This is a genomic window from Stieleria marina (genome assembly GCA_007741555.1).
Classification (GTDB): domain Bacteria; phylum Planctomycetota; class Planctomycetia; order Pirellulales; family Pirellulaceae; genus K23-9.
Genome location: CP036526.1, coordinates 3,557,083 through 3,574,820, shown reverse-complemented (window position 1 = coordinate 3,574,820; position 17,738 = coordinate 3,557,083). Strand labels below are relative to the sequence as shown.

The following is a 17,738-nucleotide window of genomic DNA, read 5'->3' as shown; positions in this document are numbered from 1 at the left end:
GGATTACTGCGCCAACTCTCTATGGCCGCGTAATCGCGCTCGCATCTCTGCAGTCCCCTATTCGAGCGGCTATTCGTCAACACTTTCTACGACCAAGTGTTGCGTGGCGCAAATGCCGTTGGATCAATAGCGAATCGCTAGCGGCTCCGTTGTTTTGTAGCTCGCATCCAGGTCACTCAAGTTGTCATCGACTAACCGAAGCGCTATCCTTACGACGTACAGATCGGGACACCTTCCGCCGCGACGCACGCTTTCGGAATAGCCCGTTTTTCCAATGAAGGAAAACACGACCGTGATTCGTTACGCATTTTTACTATTCGCTGCCATCGGTGGATTCCTGCTCCCACAATCTTTGTTCGCCCAGACAGCCGTGGCCGAACCGCCCGCTGCTGAGCAAGCTCCGCCAGTCCCCGCTGCAGAAGTTCTTTCGGCGGAAACCGATCAAACGGCCGAAGACAAAACCAAACCGGCCGCTGCAACCAAGCCCGCATCGAAAGACGCCAAATCAAAAAAGAGCGACACGCTCTACATTCGCGTTCACAAAAACGCGACCGGAAAAGCTTTGGCGCTGCAAACGGCGATCGTGCGCTATGAGGGAAAACCCGGCACTCCTTACGCAGGAAAAGTCGTCGATCTGGTCGGCGTCGTTCACATCGGCCAACGCGAGTACTACGCGGACCTAAAGAACCGATTGTCCAAGTATGACGTGGTGCTTTATGAATTGGTGGCGCCCGACGGTACGCGGATTCGTCCCGAAGATCTGCAAAAACGGCGTTCGCTTTTGGCGTCGATGCAGACGGGCATGAAGGACATGTTGAATCTGGAGTATCAACTTGAATTGATCGACTACATGGCCGAAAACTTCAAACACGCTGACATGAGCCCCGACGAATTCAGCAAAGACCTGGAGCGACGTGGCGACAGCATCTGGAAAATGGGCGCGCGAATGATGGGCGCTGGTTTGGCATCGCAGGCTTCCACGGGCGGCGACACAGGTTTGCTGTTCGCTCTATTCAGCAGCGATCGTTCACGCCGCATGAAACAGACCATGGCCAAACAACTTGTTGATATCGAAGTCGTTACGGCGGGAATGGACGACAAGAACGGCGACAACACGTTGATCAAAGGTCGCAACGTCAAAGCATTCAAAATACTGCGAGAGCAATTGGATTCCGGCAAATCGAACGTATCGGTTTTCTATGGTGCAGGTCACTTGCCCGATATGGCCGAGCGACTGGAGCAAGATTTCGACATGCAGGTCAGCGGCGATTCAGTCTGGCTGGATGCTTGGGACTTAACTCGCAACTAGTTTCGCGTTGATGGTATCCATCGAACGGCGTCGATAATCACGTATCCGTCGGTCGCCTGGTTTGCGATCGTGACGACGCCTGTCTTTCCAAACGCGTACTGCCCAACCGACGAAAACAGTCTGTCGACCTCGGGTTTCGTCCGTTGATTGACCACAACCCGTGTGGTGCCCAGCGAGTGGGTGACGTCGATGGGCGTATTGGTCGCACGATTCGGATTCGGCGTGTACGCGACTTGCACCTCATACCTCCCGGGGTGTGGCAGCTTGGCTTGAAACGTCGCTTTGGCGCGCCCGTCGCCCGCCGCTGAATCGTGGCGATAGCCTTGATGGATCGCTCCGCCCAGATTGCCGGACTGCCAGTCGCCTTTCAAAATGGCTTGGCTATCATCGACAACGATTCCCTTGATCGTGCCGACTGCAATCGTATTGGCCGGGCGGGCGGGAGACTGATACTGCAGGATCTGACCATCGGCAGCCAATCGGCTTTGAAGCTTTTCGTAATCGACGGCTTGCACCGTCACTTGGTCGTCGATGGCGTGGCACGCGGCGGTTGCGGCAGACTGCCCCAGCACCATGAAAACCGGTTCCATCCGAATCGAACCAAATGCCATGTGACTGGCCGATAGACAAACAGGCACCAACAGATTGTCCGCTTCAGATCTTTTCGGAATGATCGATCGATAGCTAATTGGATACGGTGGGAAGCCGCCAACTTGAACATCGCCTTCGTTTTTGACCTTCCCGTCGGCCGTGACATATCGCTGCACGTTGTGCGAATCCATCGTGTACGCCCCCATCCCGATTGAATCGCTGACGGACTCTACTTGCTGACAATGTCGTTGCGTCATCACAAACCTGCTGACCATCCGGCGGGCTTCACGAATGTAGAGTTGCTGTTGCCAGCCGTTGCCGTCGGTGAATTCGTCTTTGCACATTCCCCAACGCGAAACTTCATTGCGGACGTGGGCGGGCACCCGTGGATGATTGGCCAGTGTCCACATCAATCCTCGCTGGTAAAGCAAATGCCGAGCGACGATAGCCTGCCGAACTTCATAGCTCGCGTCGGGGTAGTCGTAGTTTTGGCCAATGAAATCCGTCGAATAACCTTTGTTGTTATTTACATCAGTCTTACGATTGGGCATCCCTGAATTACTCCAAGGAATCGCCGTGGCACCCGCTTCAAAATCTCGCAGCAGCAATTCATACCAGCTTTCGTCGTAACCAGACGGTTTGTCAAAGGCAATTTGATTCTCTGGATGGTCAGTCAGGCACATGCGAAAACAGTACGCCTGGACACGCTTGTCCGCGCCGTGCTCTTCGCCCGGGCCGTCGGGATCGATAAAGGGAAGCAGTCCGCTTTGAGGGTCGCCTTGAATTCGGAACGGATCCACTCCGTCGACAAAATTGTGGTGCCTCGCTCTTTGGGTCTGCACTCCATTGAGAGTCTCGCCGTACTGCGAATTGGCTTCGCGGCCGACCGTGTAGCTGACGCCAGCGGCGGCCATCAAATCGCCTTCATACGTCGCGTCGATAAACATCTTGCCGACGAACTTGCGTCCCGCTTCCATTTCGATCGACACGATACTGGCGTCTTCTTTGACGATGCCGGATTCGCGATTCAGTCGTTCGCCCTTCACGATTTCCAATCCGGTTTCAGCAATCCAATCACGATAAATTTTGAGCGCCGCAGAAGGTTCGAACGTCCACATCGCCGCCTCGCTCTTGTCAGTTCGGGATTGACCGCCGCTTCGGTACTGAGACCTTTCTTGCCATTTCCAATGGTCCGGCTTGGCATAATGAGCTGCGACGCGTCCATAGAAAAGACGCGACAATCCACCGATAACTTGCTTGTTCCCGATGTCAGTCTGACCAAGTCCGCCCGTTGTCAAACCGCCAACTCGCTGCGTCGGTTCGATCACGACAACGGTTTTGCCCATCGATTTAGCCTGAACTCCCGCAACGATCCCAGCACTTGTGCCGCCGTAAATCACGACGTCATAGCCGTTTGCGTTGGATGCCACCAAAAGCGGAATCATTAAACAAGCCATTGCCGATGCGTGGATGCAGCTCAGTTTCATCTTGGCGAACCAATGGGAGGGCGATTGAGTGGGGAACAATTGCATTGTGATCAAAGTGCTAGAACGAAAAACTTGCTAATCCGCGACATACCGACCGTGCGGCTGTGGGCAAACATTGTATCTCAGCCAGAGTCACGAATCGCATCTCGCCCCCCGGTTTTGTCACGGTGGCAAATGGGTTGCTTTCCAAACCACTCTGTCGATCAATCGGTTTGTAGTCAGCTGCACGTAGCCAGCCGAGATGGACACCACTCTCTTCAGGTAGAATCGCTTCGTTGTTTGCTGCCAATTTTGCGTCCAAGAACTGACGGGTGTTTTTAGTACCGTGGAGTTTCCGAGCATCGGTTTTGTATTGAAGTGGATTTGGCGATTCGTATTGATCGCGATCTTGTTTTTCAACCTCAGGTTGTGTGCGCCATCGCCACTTGCGCTGGACAATCATACGGTACCGATCGACTTAGTATCGCAGCTGAATGCCAATCGAATCGCCATCGACTCTGGCGAACCGGAACGAATGCAGCAGTACTTCCCCGAAGGCTACTTTTTTTGCCATGCTCTGCACGGGCTGACCTGGGTCCAAGCGGCTCTGCGGGATCCATCGCTGACGGACCAAGCTATTGACGAATCACGGCGAGCTTCCCAGGCACTTCGATCGAGGACCGGCACGGGACCTTTCCCGACCGGACTGCCGCCTGGTCACGGTATGTTCTACTGTGCCTGGACAGCTCATCTGCAAGCCGGAGTAACGCTCTTGCTTTGCCGGGCCGACGGTGAACAAAAACGTTTGGACTACGCTGCTGAATTAGGGGAACTGCGAAAGCAATGCGATGCCATTGCGTCGGCTCTTGAGCCGTCGGCGACGCCCTTTCTACAGTCGTATCGCGGAAACGCTTGGCCCTGTGATTCGTTTCCTGCGATTCACGCTCTTGTCACTTGCGATCGCATCACGCAGGAACAGCGTTACGCACAGGTTGTCCAAAAGTGGCTCGCCGATGCATTGGAGCGACTGGATACCGAGACAAATCTGTTTTCGCATACCTGCAGCGTGACGGACGGACGCGATGTCAGCGTCGCCAGAGCGACTTCGCAAGTGATTATTTTGCGTTTTCTGGCCGACATCGATCCGGTACTCGGGCGTCAACATTACCAGAGGTTTCGCGACCAGTTCTTTGCGACGTTCGCTGGGATTCCCTGTGTGCTGGAATACCCCAAAGGTATTTCCGGCCAAGGTGATGTTGATAGTGGGCCTTTGATCTTCGGACGTTCGATCTCCGGCACGGTGTTGACGATCGCGGCTGCGCAGATGTACGGCGATACAAATCAAGCACATGCAATCGCGCAGGCCGGCGAAGTCGTCGGGTTGCCATGGACATCTGGCGACACAAAGCAGTACGTAGGCGGCATATTGCCGGTGGGCGACATTATCGTCGGCTACGCCCATGTCGCCCGTCCCTGGTTTGACGCTGGCGATCATCACATCGAGCAACCGTTGGGGCTATCAGTGTTTTGGCGCTGGAAAGTTCACGCTATCTCGCTTCTCTTTTTGCTACCCAACGCATGGACGTACATCAAGCGTCGGCGAACACGGGCCAGGGCAAGTCACTTTCTGTAACTGGGGCACCTATTGGCGGAACGGCGCGAGCCGCCCAACGCGAGATCCCCGGCGCGAGTGCTCCGGTGCGCCAAAGACAGGATGGCTAGCGCCATTCGGCTTGATACAAACCTGTTCTCCTTGAGTAAACCTGTTCTCCTTGAGTAGTGGTTCGCCCTGAAACACCGGCTAACTCCGTTGTTGCCGATGAACGCGATCTGTCTGCAAACAATCGGGCCAAACCGCTAACTGAATCGCTCATTCACCCTTGGAATCTCCGCTAAATTGGAATTCCGAAGTATTCACCACTTTTCGCGTTAGGTTTTGAATCGGCGGCTATCTACTAAACATGGCGGGATCCCAAGACATGAACGAACTATCGCAAACCGAGGAATTTGCGGTCGAAATCGCTGCGATACAGCCACGTCTGTACGGATTTATCCTCAAGCGTCTAGCCGACCGCGAGCAGACGCTGGAAGTGCTGCAGCGAACGAATCTTGTCCTGTGCCGCAAGCTGGGCGATTTCCAACAAGGTTCAAGCTTTACTGCTTGGGCGTTTACGATTGCCAAGTTTCAAGTCATGTCGTGGCGCAAATCGAACCGCTCTGGGCGTCTAGTCTTTTCGGATCAAATCACAGACTTATTGGACCGCACGGCAGCCGAAGAGTCTCAGTCGGTCGACGATCGCATTCCGGTTCTACGATCCTGTCTGGAGCGTCTGCGTGACGACGAACGCGATTTGATTCAGCGCCGGTATCGTGACGGCGAAGCGATCGAACCAATTGCGTTAGCCTTGTCAAAATCCATCGATGCGATTGGCATGAAATTGTCGCGAGCAAGGAAACGATTAGCCGACTGTGTGCGAATCGGCCTGAATCAGGAGCCGGAATATGAAATCTGATCGGAACAACGAACTCGATCGCCTGACATCAAAAATGATTGACGGAAAACTCAGCGAAAACGAAGCAGCATCTCTTTCTGACTTGCTGAGCACATCAACCGAAGCGGTCGCACGCTACCAAGAGTTGATGGACAACCACGAAGCCTTGTGTGCGATTTACCCCGGCCAGGTGTATAGGGATGGCATCGATTCGCAGCCGGACATTTCGGTCTTTCTACCCGACGAGAACCCGACAAAAGCGGACTCGTCGTCCTCCTTAATATCCCTTCGCCGATTAACACTGGCCGCCGCGGCCTTGTTCGCCGTTGGCCTACTCGGTTACCTCCTGGGCTTGGGGAGTGAGGTGACGGTTGCCAACATCGATAAGAGCGGTGTCACGACGGTGGCATTGCCCGACGAACAAACCATCGCTGGTCACGCCACACTGCGTCGGTCGGTCGATTTGGAGTGGGCAAAGTCCGCGACCGCGTATCGGGATGGCGACGTCATACTCAACGGGCCGCTGAAATTTGCAGCCGGATTAGCAGAAGTCGATTTCTTTTGCGGCGCCACCTTGATCATCGAAGGCCCCGCCGAACTGGAAATCGAATCCGATTGGTCCGTCAAAGTCATCGCAGGTCGCTTGCGTGCCAACGTGCCTCCTGCTGCTCGCGGATTCGTCGTCAAAACACTCGAAAGCGAAATCATCGACCTGGGCACCGAGTTTGCGTTGGACGTTGGCATCGATCGGATTCGGGTCGAAGTTATCGACGGTGAAGTCGAATTGCGTGGTGGCCGGCACGATGGAGAACACCTGCTAACCGGCGAGCAAAGGATACTGCAGGGCACCGATATTGATGACAATTTTGACGCATTGAGCACGCTGGATGATCTGCGCAACCGTCGCTCCGATGCCGCGTCGCAGCGAATCGCTGATTGGCAATCCAGCGTCAATACTCTTGCAAACGATGAGCGACTGGTAGCTTATTTTCCGATGTCCGCAAGCGATTCGGATCGGTCCGTAAGCAATGCGGCTCGGACGGGACGCAGCCTTGACGGAATCTTGATCGGCCCCGTTGCCAGGACGAACGGACGTTTTGGCGTCGGAACATCGGGACTGGAATTTGATCGTCCGGGATCGCGAATGCGAATGCGGATCGATCACGAATTTTCCGCTTTCACATTCGCTTGCTGGGCAAAATTCGACAGCCTTGATCAAGTCTACAATTCAATCCTAATGGCAGACGGTTACGAAACCGGAGAGCCGCACTGGCAAATCCGAAATGACGGACGGCTGATGTTTTCTGTCATGGTCGATGACACGCAGAGTTCTCGCCACTACAGCAAATTGGACCAGGGTTTTGTTGATTCGGCCGGGCTGGCTCGCGTCTACTACAGCGAACCATTTTGGGACGCGTCACAAAGTGGAAAGTGGTTTCATCTGGCCGTGGTCTACGATCCCGTCAAACGCCAAGTGACTCAGTATGTCGACGGCAAACGAAATAGTAGCGAACCAATCCCGGACAAGTTCTTCATCGACCGACTGAAGCTTGGGCCTTCGGAGATTGGCAATTGGGGCCAGCCGTTTCGCAAGACGCCATGGTTTGCGGTTCGCAATCTGAATGGAGCAATTGATGAACTTGCAGTTTTCGACGCCGCTTTGAATGACGCTGAAATTGAAACTCTTTACACGAATGGTAAACCACTTGGATACTAAGATGCATTTCGACGCGGTGGCCTTCTTTACGAACCAACCACAGAGGGCTTGCGCGCGTCTGGTCGTTGCCACGATTAGCATGGCATTAGTGTTCGGTGCGATGTCGCCTGCGAGTGAAGCCGTCGAAGTTGCCGCATTCGGAAACGTGGTCGACGTAAATGCCCCAGGCTGGGAATTCGTAGGCGAACAATCCGATGAATTCGACACCGACAAGGTCGACACGGACAAGTGGAACATCGACACCAAGGACTTCGGCGTCTGGAGCTGGGAACCGAACAATGTCGTGCAAAAAGACGGATCGATGCATTTAAAATTGCTCCAGCACGATCATCAGCGTGGCAACCAAAAATTGCACTACACGTCCGGCATGGCGCGCAACGAAAAGACCAGCACCTACGGATATTTTGAAGCACGGCTGAAGGGCTGTTCGCGTTATCCAGGGGCTTGCCCTTCGTTTTGGTTGTACAGCATTGGTCCGCAGAATCGATATCAAGCCAAAGATGGGCAGGTGGTTGGCTATTCCGAAATCGACATCGTTGAACTTCAGCAAAGCGAATTTGATTTTGATGCTAAGAAGCACTTCCCGGTAAATCGCATTGACTGCAATTTGCATACGACGCTGATCCAAGACGGAAAGAGAGTCTGGGCGCGTCCGGGAAACCGCCCCGACATTTGTGCCAACCATTTTGATTCGGCTTGGGATCCGCGCGAAGATTATCACGTTTATGCGGTCGAAAACACGCCGAATGAGATCGTATGGTACATCGACGGCAAAGAGGTTGCCAGAAAGCCAAACTTGTATTGGCACTTGCCCATGCACGTCACCCTTTCATTGGGTTTACGATATCCGTTTGTCGGCTACGAAAATGGCGAGCGGGTTGCTGTCGCGGACAAAACAACCGGCGACGGATTCCCGACGCACATGTCAGTCGACTACGTCAGGGTTTGGACCAAACCAAAACAAAACGCTCCATCTAACAACTGGACCAAGGCCCAGTACCTTGCGAAAGAAAAAGCAAAGTGGGACGCGAACGGCTGGCCCTGGAACCAAGACAAAGTAGAGTCCAATTTTGCCGAAGTTGATGCCAACCAAGACAACATCGCGTCAGGCAAAGAACGCCAAGATTGGTTTAAGAAAAGAGCCGCCCCAAAGTAGAATTACTTGTCAACGTCTGGCGCCGAAATCGAAGTCGTTCGCTGATCCCCCTCTCGTCACACGAATCAACGATCCAAGCATTTATGAACATGAAACCTTTCCTATCGTTTGCAGTGCTACTGGTCGCTTGTGCAACCGGGCTGCACGCTGCGGAGAAACCGAACGTACTTTTTATCGCAGTCGACGATCTGCGTCCGGAACTAGGATGCTACGGTTCGCCGATTGCGATAACACCGAACTTGGATGCTCTGGCTGGCGATGGGCTTTTGTTCAACCGTGCTTATTGCCAACAAGCGATCTGCCGACCTTCGCGTGCGAGCCTGATGACGGGGGCACGTCCCGAAACGACGGGATTGTTTCATAACTATGTGTCGCTCCGAGAGCTTCAACCAGACATTTTGACTCTGCCGCAGCACTTCATCGCTAATGGCTACGAAACGGTCTACTGCGGCAAGATTTTTCACAAGGGCGACACCGACGAAGGCGTTTCGTGGAGTCGTCGTCCGGTCAAAGCGGTGAAGGGTATGAAGAAACCGGGCGGAACGTTTGCGTTGCCCGAAAACAAAAAGATCCAAACCGAAGACCGTCAAAAGATGATCGCCAAATACGGTGAAGCTGCCAAACGAGGATTGGCCAGCGGTCCTGCGTACGAAAAAGCCGACGTGCCGGACACGACGTATGTCGACGGCTACAACACTCAGCTTGCCATCGCGACGCTCAAAGAACTTGCTGCCGACGGCGACAAGCCATTCTTTCTGGGCATGGGTTACAAACTCCCGCACCTGAATTGGTGTTCGCCGGCCAAGTACTGGGATCTCTACGATCCTGCCACAATCCCGATGGCAACCGAAACCACGTCGCCCGCTGGCGGAGCGGCGATGGGCTTGCACGCTTCGTTTGAATTGCGAACGCGTTCGGGAATCCCCAAGTCGGGACCGCTGGGGCCCGAACTGTCGCGAACCTTGAAACACGCCTACCTAGCGAGTACTAGTTACGTTGATGCACAAATCGGCAAACTGATCGAGGCCCTGGAAGCAGCCGGCGTTCGCGACAATACCGTCATCGTCGTTTGGGGTGACCACGGCTGGCACTTGGGCGACATGGGTGTGTGGGGAAAGGCAACCAACTACGAAATTGGCACGCGTGTACCGTTGATGATCTGGACTCCCGACATGAAAGTGCGGGGTGCCAAAACGGACTCGTTGGTCGAACTGGTTGACATCTTTCCGACACTATGCGACCTCGCCGGAGTCGCCAAACCGGAGCACCTGGAAGGACACAGCTTTGTTCCGTTGCTTAACGATCCCAACCAAAAATGGAAGAAAGCGGCGTTCAGCCAATACCCCAATCCGGCGCTTCGCGAATGGGCGGCCAACCCGCTTTCACCCGCCATGCGCGAGACTTGGTTTGGCCCCTTGATCAGCGAAGTTGAAAATCGCATCAAGCAACAACAAGGCGACAAATGGGACCGCGAACTGTTTGAACAACACTTGACCGGTTTTGCAATGCGAACTGATCGCTATCGACTGGTCCTTTGGCTCGACCGTCGCAAGATGGACTCGGCCCCGGTCTACGTCGAACTGTTCGATCACCAAACCGATCCTAGTGAAACAAAGAACATCGCCGACGAAAATATCGACTTAGTCAAAACACTGACACAGCAACTAAACGCTGGCTGGAAAGCCGCATTGTAGGCTCGCGCGTTTTGTCGCCCAAGCTTGCTTGAACTTCACGTCAGCATTCAATTCAACCCCGATTCCTCAACGTCATCTTGAACGTCCGCCAAGCGATGATCGCCTATTGCTAAGCGTCGCAGGCACAGACTGTTTACGAATAAAAACTAGCGACATCAAAATGAATCGAAATCACCTTTTTGCACTGACAACTCTGATTGCTCTGTCATTGGCGACTGATTCTCGGGCCGCCGACATCGATTTTGAAAACGATGTGGTTCCGATCCTGGAAGAGCACTGTTGGCACTGCCATGGGGAAGACGAACAGGAATCGGGCCTGAGATTGGATATGCGTCCCAAGATGCTACGAGGTGGCGATTCGGGTCTGCCAGCGGTCGTGCCTGGCAAACCCGACAAGAGCTATCTGATCGAATGCGTCAACCACGTGGACGAAGAGATGGCGATGCCTCCCGATGAGGACAAGATTCCCGCCGAGCAAATCGACGTCCTGGTTCGCTGGATCAAAGAGGGTGCCAATTGGCCCGGACAGATGGATTTGGTCGACGAAGAAGAAACCGATCATTGGTCGTTTCAGAAGGTCGTGCGTCCCGACGTGCCCGGCGACGGATCCAACAGCAATCCTGTCGATGCATTTTTGCGAGAGCGGCTCGCCCAGGAAAACCTGGATTTTTCGCCTGCCGCAAAGCCTCGGCCGTTGATCCGACGCGTTTCGATCCTGTTGACCGGATTACTGCCAACCGATCAAGAAACGTCGGATTTCCTGACGGCCTACGAAGCAGACTGCGAGGCAGCGTATGCGCAATTGGTGGATCGCTTGCTTGCATCACCGCATTTCGGCGAACGTTGGGCGCAGCACTGGCTGGACGTGATTCGTTGGGCGGAAACGAACGGCTCCGAAGCCAATCTGTATCGCAAGAACGCGTGGATCTACCGCGACTACGTTACGCGTGCGTTTAATGAAGACAAACCGTACGACCAGTTTGTTCGCGAACAAATCGCCGGCGACACGATGGGTGCTGGCGAAGCCACAGGCTTTTTGGTGGCTGGACCGCACGTGCCAGCTGCGACGGTCGGCCGCGAACCAACGGCCATTCGTCAAGCACGTGCTGATCGGATGGACGAAATCATGCAGACTGTGGGAGCATCGATGATGGGTGTCACCATCGGATGTGCGCGTTGCCACAATCACAAATTTGATCCCATCTCGATCTCCGATTACTACTCGATGACAGGCGTCTTTCAGGGAGTCGAATTCGGCAGCCGGTTCCCCGAATTTTCCGATGATCATCCGCGCAAGCAACGAGGCAAGGAGCTGTGGCAACAAATTGCTCAGCAGCGTTGGGCGCTTCGTAGGACCGGCGGCTGGGAAGAAAACTGGGGTGCGTACCGAGAAGTGCACTTTGCACCGAAGCTGACCAAGTCGATGCGAATTCGTTTCAAAATGCACAACGTTGGCTTAGACGAACTGGAGGTTTTCGGCCCCGACAAGAAAGACGTGAACCTGGCGCACTCGCGCACCGGCACGGAAGTATCTAGCAATTCGCCCGACGGCGTGGATGGTCGCTATCCCGTGGGCCGGTTGATCGATGGTGAGTTTGGAACCATGACGTGGCGAGTCAGTTTCGACAAAGACAAGAAAGAACGTGCCTGGGTGCAGCTTGATTTTTCGCAGCCGCAGAATATCAACCGACTGCGAATGAGCAGCAATCGCGAGTATTTCTACGACACCGATTACTTGACCAAGAAACCGTATCTTCCCAGGTACGAATTCGACGTCGATGTCCTGGAAGAAGACGGTTCATGGAAACCTTGGACGGGGACCTGGAGCGTCAACAAAGACTTGAACAAAAAGCACCCTCAGCGCAAACAGGCTCTGACCAGGATCCAAAGTGCTATCGATTTGCTTGCTGAAGAAGGACCGCGTCCAAGTTTCGTTGGTCGATTTGTCCGACCGGACGTCACTCGCGTAATGCACCGCGGTAGCCCTGAGAATTTGCGTGACGAAGTTGCCCCGGCGGGTCCGGCGATCTTTGGCGGTGACTTGGGGCTGGACTCCGACGCCCCAGGACCTTCCCGCCGTGCCGCGTTTGCCCGTTGGTTAAGCAAGGCCGACAACCCGCTGACGTCACGTGTGATGGCCAATCGTATTTGGCACCACTTGTTTGGAACGGGAATCGTACCAACGACGAGCGATTTTGGTACTGCAGGTGCGATGCCCTCGCATCCGGAGCTACTGGATTGGCTGGCCGCCGAGTTCATTCAGCCGACCGTCATCAAGGATGCAAACCCGTGGTCCACCAAAACGATGATTCGCCTGCTGGTCATGTCCGACGCCTTTCGCCAGTCAGGAAAGCCCACGAAAGAAGGAATGCTTGCTGACGCAGGCGGCTCTTTGTTGTGGCGATTCCCGCCCAAACGCGTGGAGGCAGAAGTCATTCGAGACTCCATTTTGCTGGCGTCCAATTCACTTGATCCTTCCGTGGGCGGCCGAAGTTATCGGATTCACAACGAAAAGAAAACGTATGCCCAGTGGGAAGTCGTCAACAACCACGGCCCCCAGACTTGGCGACGCATGCTGTACCAGGAACGAATGCGACGCGTTGATGATCGCATCTTTACTGCCTTCGATTTCCCAGACTGTGGGCAAGTCCGTGCGAAGCGACCTGTTTCGACTACTCCGCTGCAGGCGTTGAACTTGATGAACAGCGACTTTGTTCTGGAACAGTCAAAACTTATCGCCGCACGTGCGACCCAAGATTCCGGCGGAGACGAAACCAAGTCGATTGACCGCTGCTTTGAATTGTTGCTCGGACGCCAACCTGCTGATGACGAACGCACGGCATGCCTGGAACTGGCCAAAGCCAATGATCTGTCGCTGGTTTGCCGCGCACTGATCAACACAAACGAATTTGCGTTCTTGCCTTAACCAGGATCACCAAACGACACAGCCGCTTTCAATTAACGAGAACTCATCATGACAAATCCTGAAAACATTTCTGAGAAGGGTCGTCGATTGTTGGACCGACGCGGTTTCCTGGGCACCGCAGGTCTTTCGACCACCGGACTGGCGCTGGCCAGCTTGCTGGATTCCGATGGACTACTGGCTTCTGACGCAGTTACGACCAGTGGAAAATCTCCGCTGCGACCGGACGTCGATGCTAACGATCCGTACGCGCCGCGTAAGCCGCATTTCGACATGCCTGCCAAACAGGTGCTGGTGATCTACTGTCCCGGCGCGGTCAGCCACGTCGATACGTTTGACTACAAACCAGATCTCTACAAACTAGATGGCAAGAAACCGCCTGGGATTCCGGCGGTGACATTCGAGGGTCCCACCGGCAATATCGCCAAGCCGTTTTGGGATTTCAAACCACGAGGCCAGACCGGCAAGATGGTTTCCGACCTGTTACCCCACTTGGCCGATCAAGTCGATGACTTTTGTTTCATCCATTCGATGAACACGTCCACCAGTGCTCACCCGCAGGGCGAGAACTTTATGAACACTGGCTTTACGATGGAAGGATTCCCATCGTTCGGTTCATGGGTCACCTATGCACTGGGCACTGAGAACCAGGAACTCCCTGCGTTCGTCGCGATCAATGACCCACGCGGGTTGGCTCGTAGCGGCAAAAACAATTTTGGAAATGGATTCTTGCCAGCCGCTTTCCAGGGAACGGATTTTACCGCCAAGAATCCCCCCAATAACTTGCACCGCCCCGAACGACTAAGCCCCAGCGATGATCGCGGCACAGTCGAACTGCTAAAGCGGCTCAATGCCAAGCACCTGGCACAGTTCCCCGGTGACGCCAATTTGGCCGGGCGGATCGCTAGCTATGAATTGGCCGGAAAAATGCAGACGTCGGTTCCCGATGTCATGGATCTGGCCGGTGAATCTGCTGCGACATTGAAATCCTATGGTGTCGAAGGCGGCAGCGAACTACGCGGTCACTACGCACGCAACTGTATCCTTGCCCGACGCTTGCTGGAAAAAGGGGTTCGCATTGTGCAGCTGTTCAATGGCAGCGATCCAGCGGGCGGCAATGGCATTACCAACTGGGATTCGCATTCGAACATCGCCACAACACACGCGATGCAAGCAGAAATCATGGACCAGCCAACTGCGGCATTGATCGCCGATTTAAAACAACGCGGGATGCTGGAACACACGTTGGTGGTGTGGGCGACCGAGTTTGGGCGAATGCCGTTTTTGCAAGCCAACGGAACCGGACGGGATCACAATCCTGACGCGTTCACTTGCTTCATGACCGGAGCGGGAGTCAAAAAAGGATTTAGCTACGGAGAGAGCGACGAGTTCGGTTTTAAATCAGTCGCGAACGAAACAAGCGTCTACGACTTTAACGCCACTTTGCTGCACCTGATGGGCCTCGATCACGAACGACTCACCTACTACCACAACGGACTGGAACGCCGGTTAACCAATGTCCATGGAGAGGTGGTCAAAGACGTCTTGGCGTAAAAGGAAAAGCCGAACGCCAAATCGCAGCAAGCCCCAGTGACACAGCGGCCGACGACACAGTTGTCGGCGAACAGTTGTCGAAGCCGCTTACTTCAGAACCATGATTTCGACTTTACGAAAATCAACGGGGTGACCTTCGGACTGCAGCGAAATCGTGCCTTCACTCAACATAACGGAACCATTCTTCTTGATCAGTTCCTTTGAGTGGGCTTCACGATCATCCAACTGCGGCTTGGTGTATTGCAAAACCGTTTTGCCATCCAGGATGTGCTTAACGATCTCGTTGCCGCGCACCTCAATTTCGGCAGTCACCCATTGATCGCCGTGATAGGTCTTGGACGTCGAACTGGTGCAATGCGGCAAAAAAAGCTTTCCGTCTTTGACAACATTTGTCCCGGGCGTGCACAGATTGGACGTCGTTCGATCGTTTGTTCCGTCGCCACCAAGCAACTGCACTTCGATTGACATTGGAAAATCCTGGTCTTTTGCCATCGTCTCTGGATCTTCTCCGTGAACCATGACGCCGCTATTTCGCAGTGCCCATCCTGGACCGCCTTTGCATTGTTCGCCAACGAACCGATACTCGACACGGAATCGGTAGTGAGAAAACTTGTCTTGGTAGAAAAGGTGTCCGAACGTCTCCTTAAACTCGTCGTACCCGTCGTAGCGAACCTTCATGATCCCGTCTTCAACGCGAAACGTATTGGCAAAATTGTCGCCCACTTTGTGGTAACGAATTTTCGGCGTCCATCCTTCCAGATCCTTGCCGTTGAAAAGCGAGACCCATTTTCCCGTCGACTTCGCTGCGACGGATGCCTCTTCACCGTCGGCGGTTGCGATCGAATCAGAACAAACAGCCAAAGTGACCGTAAGAAGTAAAGCGGAAACGGAACGTAGCATTGGATACCTGACTGAGCGTATGTTTCGGAAGCGACTCCAAAATTCTACACTGCCGGATCGACGTCGGGGAGGCTTTCGAGTCGTTGGATGAAGTACAATTCATCGATGTCGCAAAAACATTCCGTCCTCCCTATGGCCTGCGCTATGTCTATCTCGCATTCACGTCGAACGTTTCTTGCACGTGCTGCTGCGGTCACTTCTCTGACTGTTTTGCCGTCCCCAGTAACTCGCCTGGCTGCAGCGCAAACAGTCGATCGATTTGGCGGATGGCCCATTGGTATCCAAAGTTTTTCGCTGCGAAAGTACGACGTCGACGAAGCGATTCGCCACATGCAGGGTCTGGGCATTCACTTTGTGGAATTTTACAGCAAGCATGTGTCCATCGATTCGACCAAGGAACAGCTGGCAGAGTTGCAGACATCGCTTTCCCGAGCCGGCGTGACGATGAGCTCGCATGGCGTGAACAAGTTTTCGGCTGACCACGAAGCAAACCGCAAGGTGTTTGAATTCGCCAAACGAGCGGGGCTTAAGAACATCACCTGCAACCCAACGCCCGATGCCTTTGACAGCTTGGATAAACTGGTAGCAGAGTACGACGTTCGCGTCGCGATTCACAATCATGGCCCGGGTTCGTCTTACGACAAAATCGACGAGGTCGTTCAGGCGGTCAAAGGGCACGACCCGCGTATCGGAGCCTGTGTCGACACGGGACATTTCATTCGCAGTAAAGAAGACCCGATCGAAGCTGTCAGTCGGCTAGGCAAACGCGTTTTTGGACTGCATATCAAAGACGAAGAGAAGCAGGAAAAGAAGTCGCGTAATGTCGTGATCGGACAGGGCTTTTTGGATTTGGTCGCGCTGTTCAAAACGCTCCGCAAAGTCAACTTCCCAGCCGATGGAGCCGTCTCGCTAGAATACGAAGCCAATCCCGACAATCCGATCGACGATATTCAGCAGTGCTTGACGGCCGCTGAAGAAGCGATCGCGAAGGCAGCACTGTCTTAAGCGAAGCGATTTATCTGGCGTCCGATTCATTGCATCACACGAGTCGATGTCGCCAGGTCTACAAACCCGCGTTGTTTTCGTCGGCGTAGCTTGGCGGAGGATAGGGAAGCTCCTCCTCCGTCAGTTCGGCCAAGGCGTTGGCAGCGGCTCTTTGTTCCGCATCTTTTTTATTGTCGCCCCAGGCGGCTGCAAATTCTCGTTCGCCAATGACAGCGCAGATCATGAACGACTTGCGGTGGTCGGGGCCCGATTCTTGCTTGAGTCGATAGATCGGAGTGCTGCCTAGTTCGCGCTGGGCATGTTGTTGCAGTGACGATTTAAAATTGTTCGATCCCTGGCTCGCAACCGCGATCTGCACTTCTTCGGCCAACCAGCTTTTCAGTCGCTCGCGGACGATCTCGGCACCGCCGTCCAAATACATCGCAGCAACGACCGATTCGAATACATCGGAAACTAGTGATCGAGGAAAACTGCGATTGCGAGTGACACCGCGGCCCACGATCAGACAAGTATCGAGTCCCAATTGGCAAGCGATTTTGCCGCATGCTCTGCGACTAACCACAGCCGATTTGATCTTTGTAAGATCGCCTTCGCTGTATTCGGGATAAGCCTCAAAAAGCCAATGGCAAACGGTCAGCCCCAGGACGGCGTCGCCAAGAAATTCCAGCCGCTCGTTGCTGGCTAGACGATTGGACGCACCCGAAGCATGCGTGAGCGCAGACAAGAGCAGTGACTTGTCTTCAAATTCATAATCGATCAGCTGTTGGCAACGGACGATCTTGGAAGCTTGATCGCTTCCGTCAACGCCATCGACATCATCGATCAGTCGAATTTCAGTTTGACGATCATGGCCGGGAGGCGGCGGATGACCTTGAGGTTCTGGTGATTCCACGCGTGCGACCACTTTCATGAGGGCGGCACATCACAACCA

The 17,738-nt window shown here is 54.2% G+C and carries 13 protein-coding genes; 9 read left to right on the top strand and 4 right to left on the bottom strand.

Annotated elements, in window-relative coordinates; all coding sequences use genetic code 11:
• Positions 1-123 precede the first annotated feature (123 nt).
• Complete coding sequence (locus tag K239x_RS28515; RefSeq protein ID WP_419189987.1) at positions 124-288, bottom strand: hypothetical protein; 165 nt, start codon at positions 286-288, stop codon at positions 124-126.
• Between K239x_RS28515 and K239x_RS12425 the strand changes: the two genes are divergently transcribed.
• Positions 275-1,309: a hypothetical protein gene (locus tag K239x_RS12425; RefSeq protein ID WP_419189986.1), complete on the top strand. Its 1,035-nt coding sequence runs from the start codon at positions 275-277 to the stop codon at positions 1,307-1,309. The genes K239x_RS28515 and K239x_RS12425 overlap by 14 nt on opposite strands.
• Here the strand turns inward: K239x_RS12425 and K239x_RS12420 are convergent.
• Complete coding sequence (locus K239x_RS12420; RefSeq protein ID WP_145418370.1) at positions 1,306-3,387, bottom strand: FAD-dependent oxidoreductase; 2,082 nt, start codon at positions 3,385-3,387, stop codon at positions 1,306-1,308. The genes K239x_RS12425 and K239x_RS12420 overlap by 4 nt on opposite strands.
• A 325-nt stretch (positions 3,388-3,712) precedes the next feature.
• Here K239x_RS12420 and K239x_RS12415 point away from each other — a divergent pair, with 325 nt between their 5' ends.
• The 7 genes from K239x_RS12415 (at position 3,713) to K239x_RS12385 (ending at position 14,902) form a co-directional block, all read left to right on the top strand.
• Complete coding sequence (locus tag K239x_RS12415; protein WP_145418368.1) at positions 3,713-4,999, top strand: hypothetical protein; 1,287 nt, start codon at positions 3,713-3,715, stop codon at positions 4,997-4,999.
• A 346-nt stretch (positions 5,000-5,345) separates the two neighbouring features.
• Positions 5,346-5,879, top strand: a complete 534-nt coding sequence (locus K239x_RS12410) for a sigma-70 family RNA polymerase sigma factor (RefSeq protein ID WP_419189985.1) — start codon at positions 5,346-5,348, stop codon at positions 5,877-5,879.
• Entirely contained in the window at positions 5,869-7,575 is a 1,707-nt protein-coding gene (locus K239x_RS12405; RefSeq protein ID WP_145418365.1) for a LamG-like jellyroll fold domain-containing protein, read from the top strand. The genes K239x_RS12410 and K239x_RS12405 overlap by 11 nt, the downstream gene beginning before the upstream one ends.
• 79 nt (positions 7,576-7,654) lie before the next feature.
• Positions 7,655-8,731, top strand: coding sequence for a kappa-carrageenase (locus tag K239x_RS12400; protein ID WP_145418363.1), 1,077 nt, complete (start codon positions 7,655-7,657; stop codon positions 8,729-8,731).
• An 89-nt stretch (positions 8,732-8,820) separates the two neighbouring features.
• Positions 8,821-10,425, top strand: a complete 1,605-nt coding sequence (locus K239x_RS12395; RefSeq protein ID WP_145418361.1) for a sulfatase — start codon at positions 8,821-8,823, stop codon at positions 10,423-10,425.
• Between the two features lie 160 nt (positions 10,426-10,585).
• Positions 10,586-13,351 carry a PSD1 and planctomycete cytochrome C domain-containing protein gene (locus K239x_RS12390; RefSeq protein WP_145418359.1) on the top strand — a complete coding sequence of 922 codons (2,766 nt, stop codon included), beginning with the start codon at positions 10,586-10,588 and terminating at the stop codon, positions 13,349-13,351.
• Between the two features lie 48 nt (positions 13,352-13,399).
• Positions 13,400-14,902 carry a DUF1501 domain-containing protein gene (locus tag K239x_RS12385; RefSeq protein ID WP_145418357.1) on the top strand — a complete coding sequence of 501 codons (1,503 nt, stop codon included), beginning with the start codon at positions 13,400-13,402 and terminating at the stop codon, positions 14,900-14,902.
• A gap of 87 nt (positions 14,903-14,989) precedes the next feature.
• Here the strand turns inward: K239x_RS12385 and K239x_RS12380 are convergent, their stop codons facing one another.
• A complete protein-coding gene (locus K239x_RS12380; RefSeq protein WP_145418355.1) occupies positions 14,990-15,802 on the bottom strand; it encodes a 3-keto-disaccharide hydrolase in 813 nt (270 codons plus the stop codon).
• Between the two features lie 144 nt (positions 15,803-15,946).
• Here K239x_RS12380 and K239x_RS12375 point away from each other — a divergent pair, with 144 nt between their 5' ends.
• Positions 15,947-16,807 (top strand): sugar phosphate isomerase/epimerase family protein, encoded by an 861-nt coding sequence (locus K239x_RS12375; RefSeq protein WP_419189984.1) that lies wholly within the window; start codon positions 15,947-15,949, stop codon positions 16,805-16,807.
• 58 nt (positions 16,808-16,865) lie between these two features.
• Here the strand turns inward: K239x_RS12375 and rnc are convergent, their stop codons facing one another.
• Entirely contained in the window at positions 16,866-17,717 is an 852-nt protein-coding gene (rnc, locus tag K239x_RS12370) for a ribonuclease III (protein WP_145418353.1), read from the bottom strand.
• Positions 17,718-17,738: the final 21 nt, after the last annotated feature.

Excerpts from the sequence above, each read along its gene's own strand:
- K239x_RS12425 (WP_419189986.1), top strand. The coding sequence starts at position 275 with ATGAAGGAAAACACGACCGTGATTCGTTACGCATTTTTACTATTCGCT.
- K239x_RS12420 (WP_145418370.1), bottom strand. The coding sequence starts at position 3,387 with ATGAAACTGAGCTGCATCCACGCATCGGCAATGGCTTGTTTAATGATT.
- K239x_RS12410 (WP_419189985.1), top strand. The coding sequence starts at position 5,346 with ATGAACGAACTATCGCAAACCGAGGAATTTGCGGTCGAAATCGCTGCG.
- K239x_RS12405 (WP_145418365.1), top strand. The coding sequence starts at position 5,869 with ATGAAATCTGATCGGAACAACGAACTCGATCGCCTGACATCAAAAATG.
- K239x_RS12400 (WP_145418363.1), top strand. The coding sequence starts at position 7,655 with ATGGCATTAGTGTTCGGTGCGATGTCGCCTGCGAGTGAAGCCGTCGAA.
- K239x_RS12395 (WP_145418361.1), top strand. The coding sequence starts at position 8,821 with ATGAAACCTTTCCTATCGTTTGCAGTGCTACTGGTCGCTTGTGCAACC.
- K239x_RS12390 (WP_145418359.1), top strand. The coding sequence starts at position 10,586 with ATGAATCGAAATCACCTTTTTGCACTGACAACTCTGATTGCTCTGTCA.
- K239x_RS12385 (WP_145418357.1), top strand. The coding sequence starts at position 13,400 with ATGACAAATCCTGAAAACATTTCTGAGAAGGGTCGTCGATTGTTGGAC.
- K239x_RS12380 (WP_145418355.1), bottom strand. The coding sequence starts at position 15,802 with ATGCTACGTTCCGTTTCCGCTTTACTTCTTACGGTCACTTTGGCTGTT.
- K239x_RS12375 (WP_419189984.1), top strand. The coding sequence starts at position 15,947 with ATGTCTATCTCGCATTCACGTCGAACGTTTCTTGCACGTGCTGCTGCG.
- rnc (WP_145418353.1), bottom strand. The coding sequence starts at position 17,717 with ATGAAAGTGGTCGCACGCGTGGAATCACCAGAACCTCAAGGTCATCCG.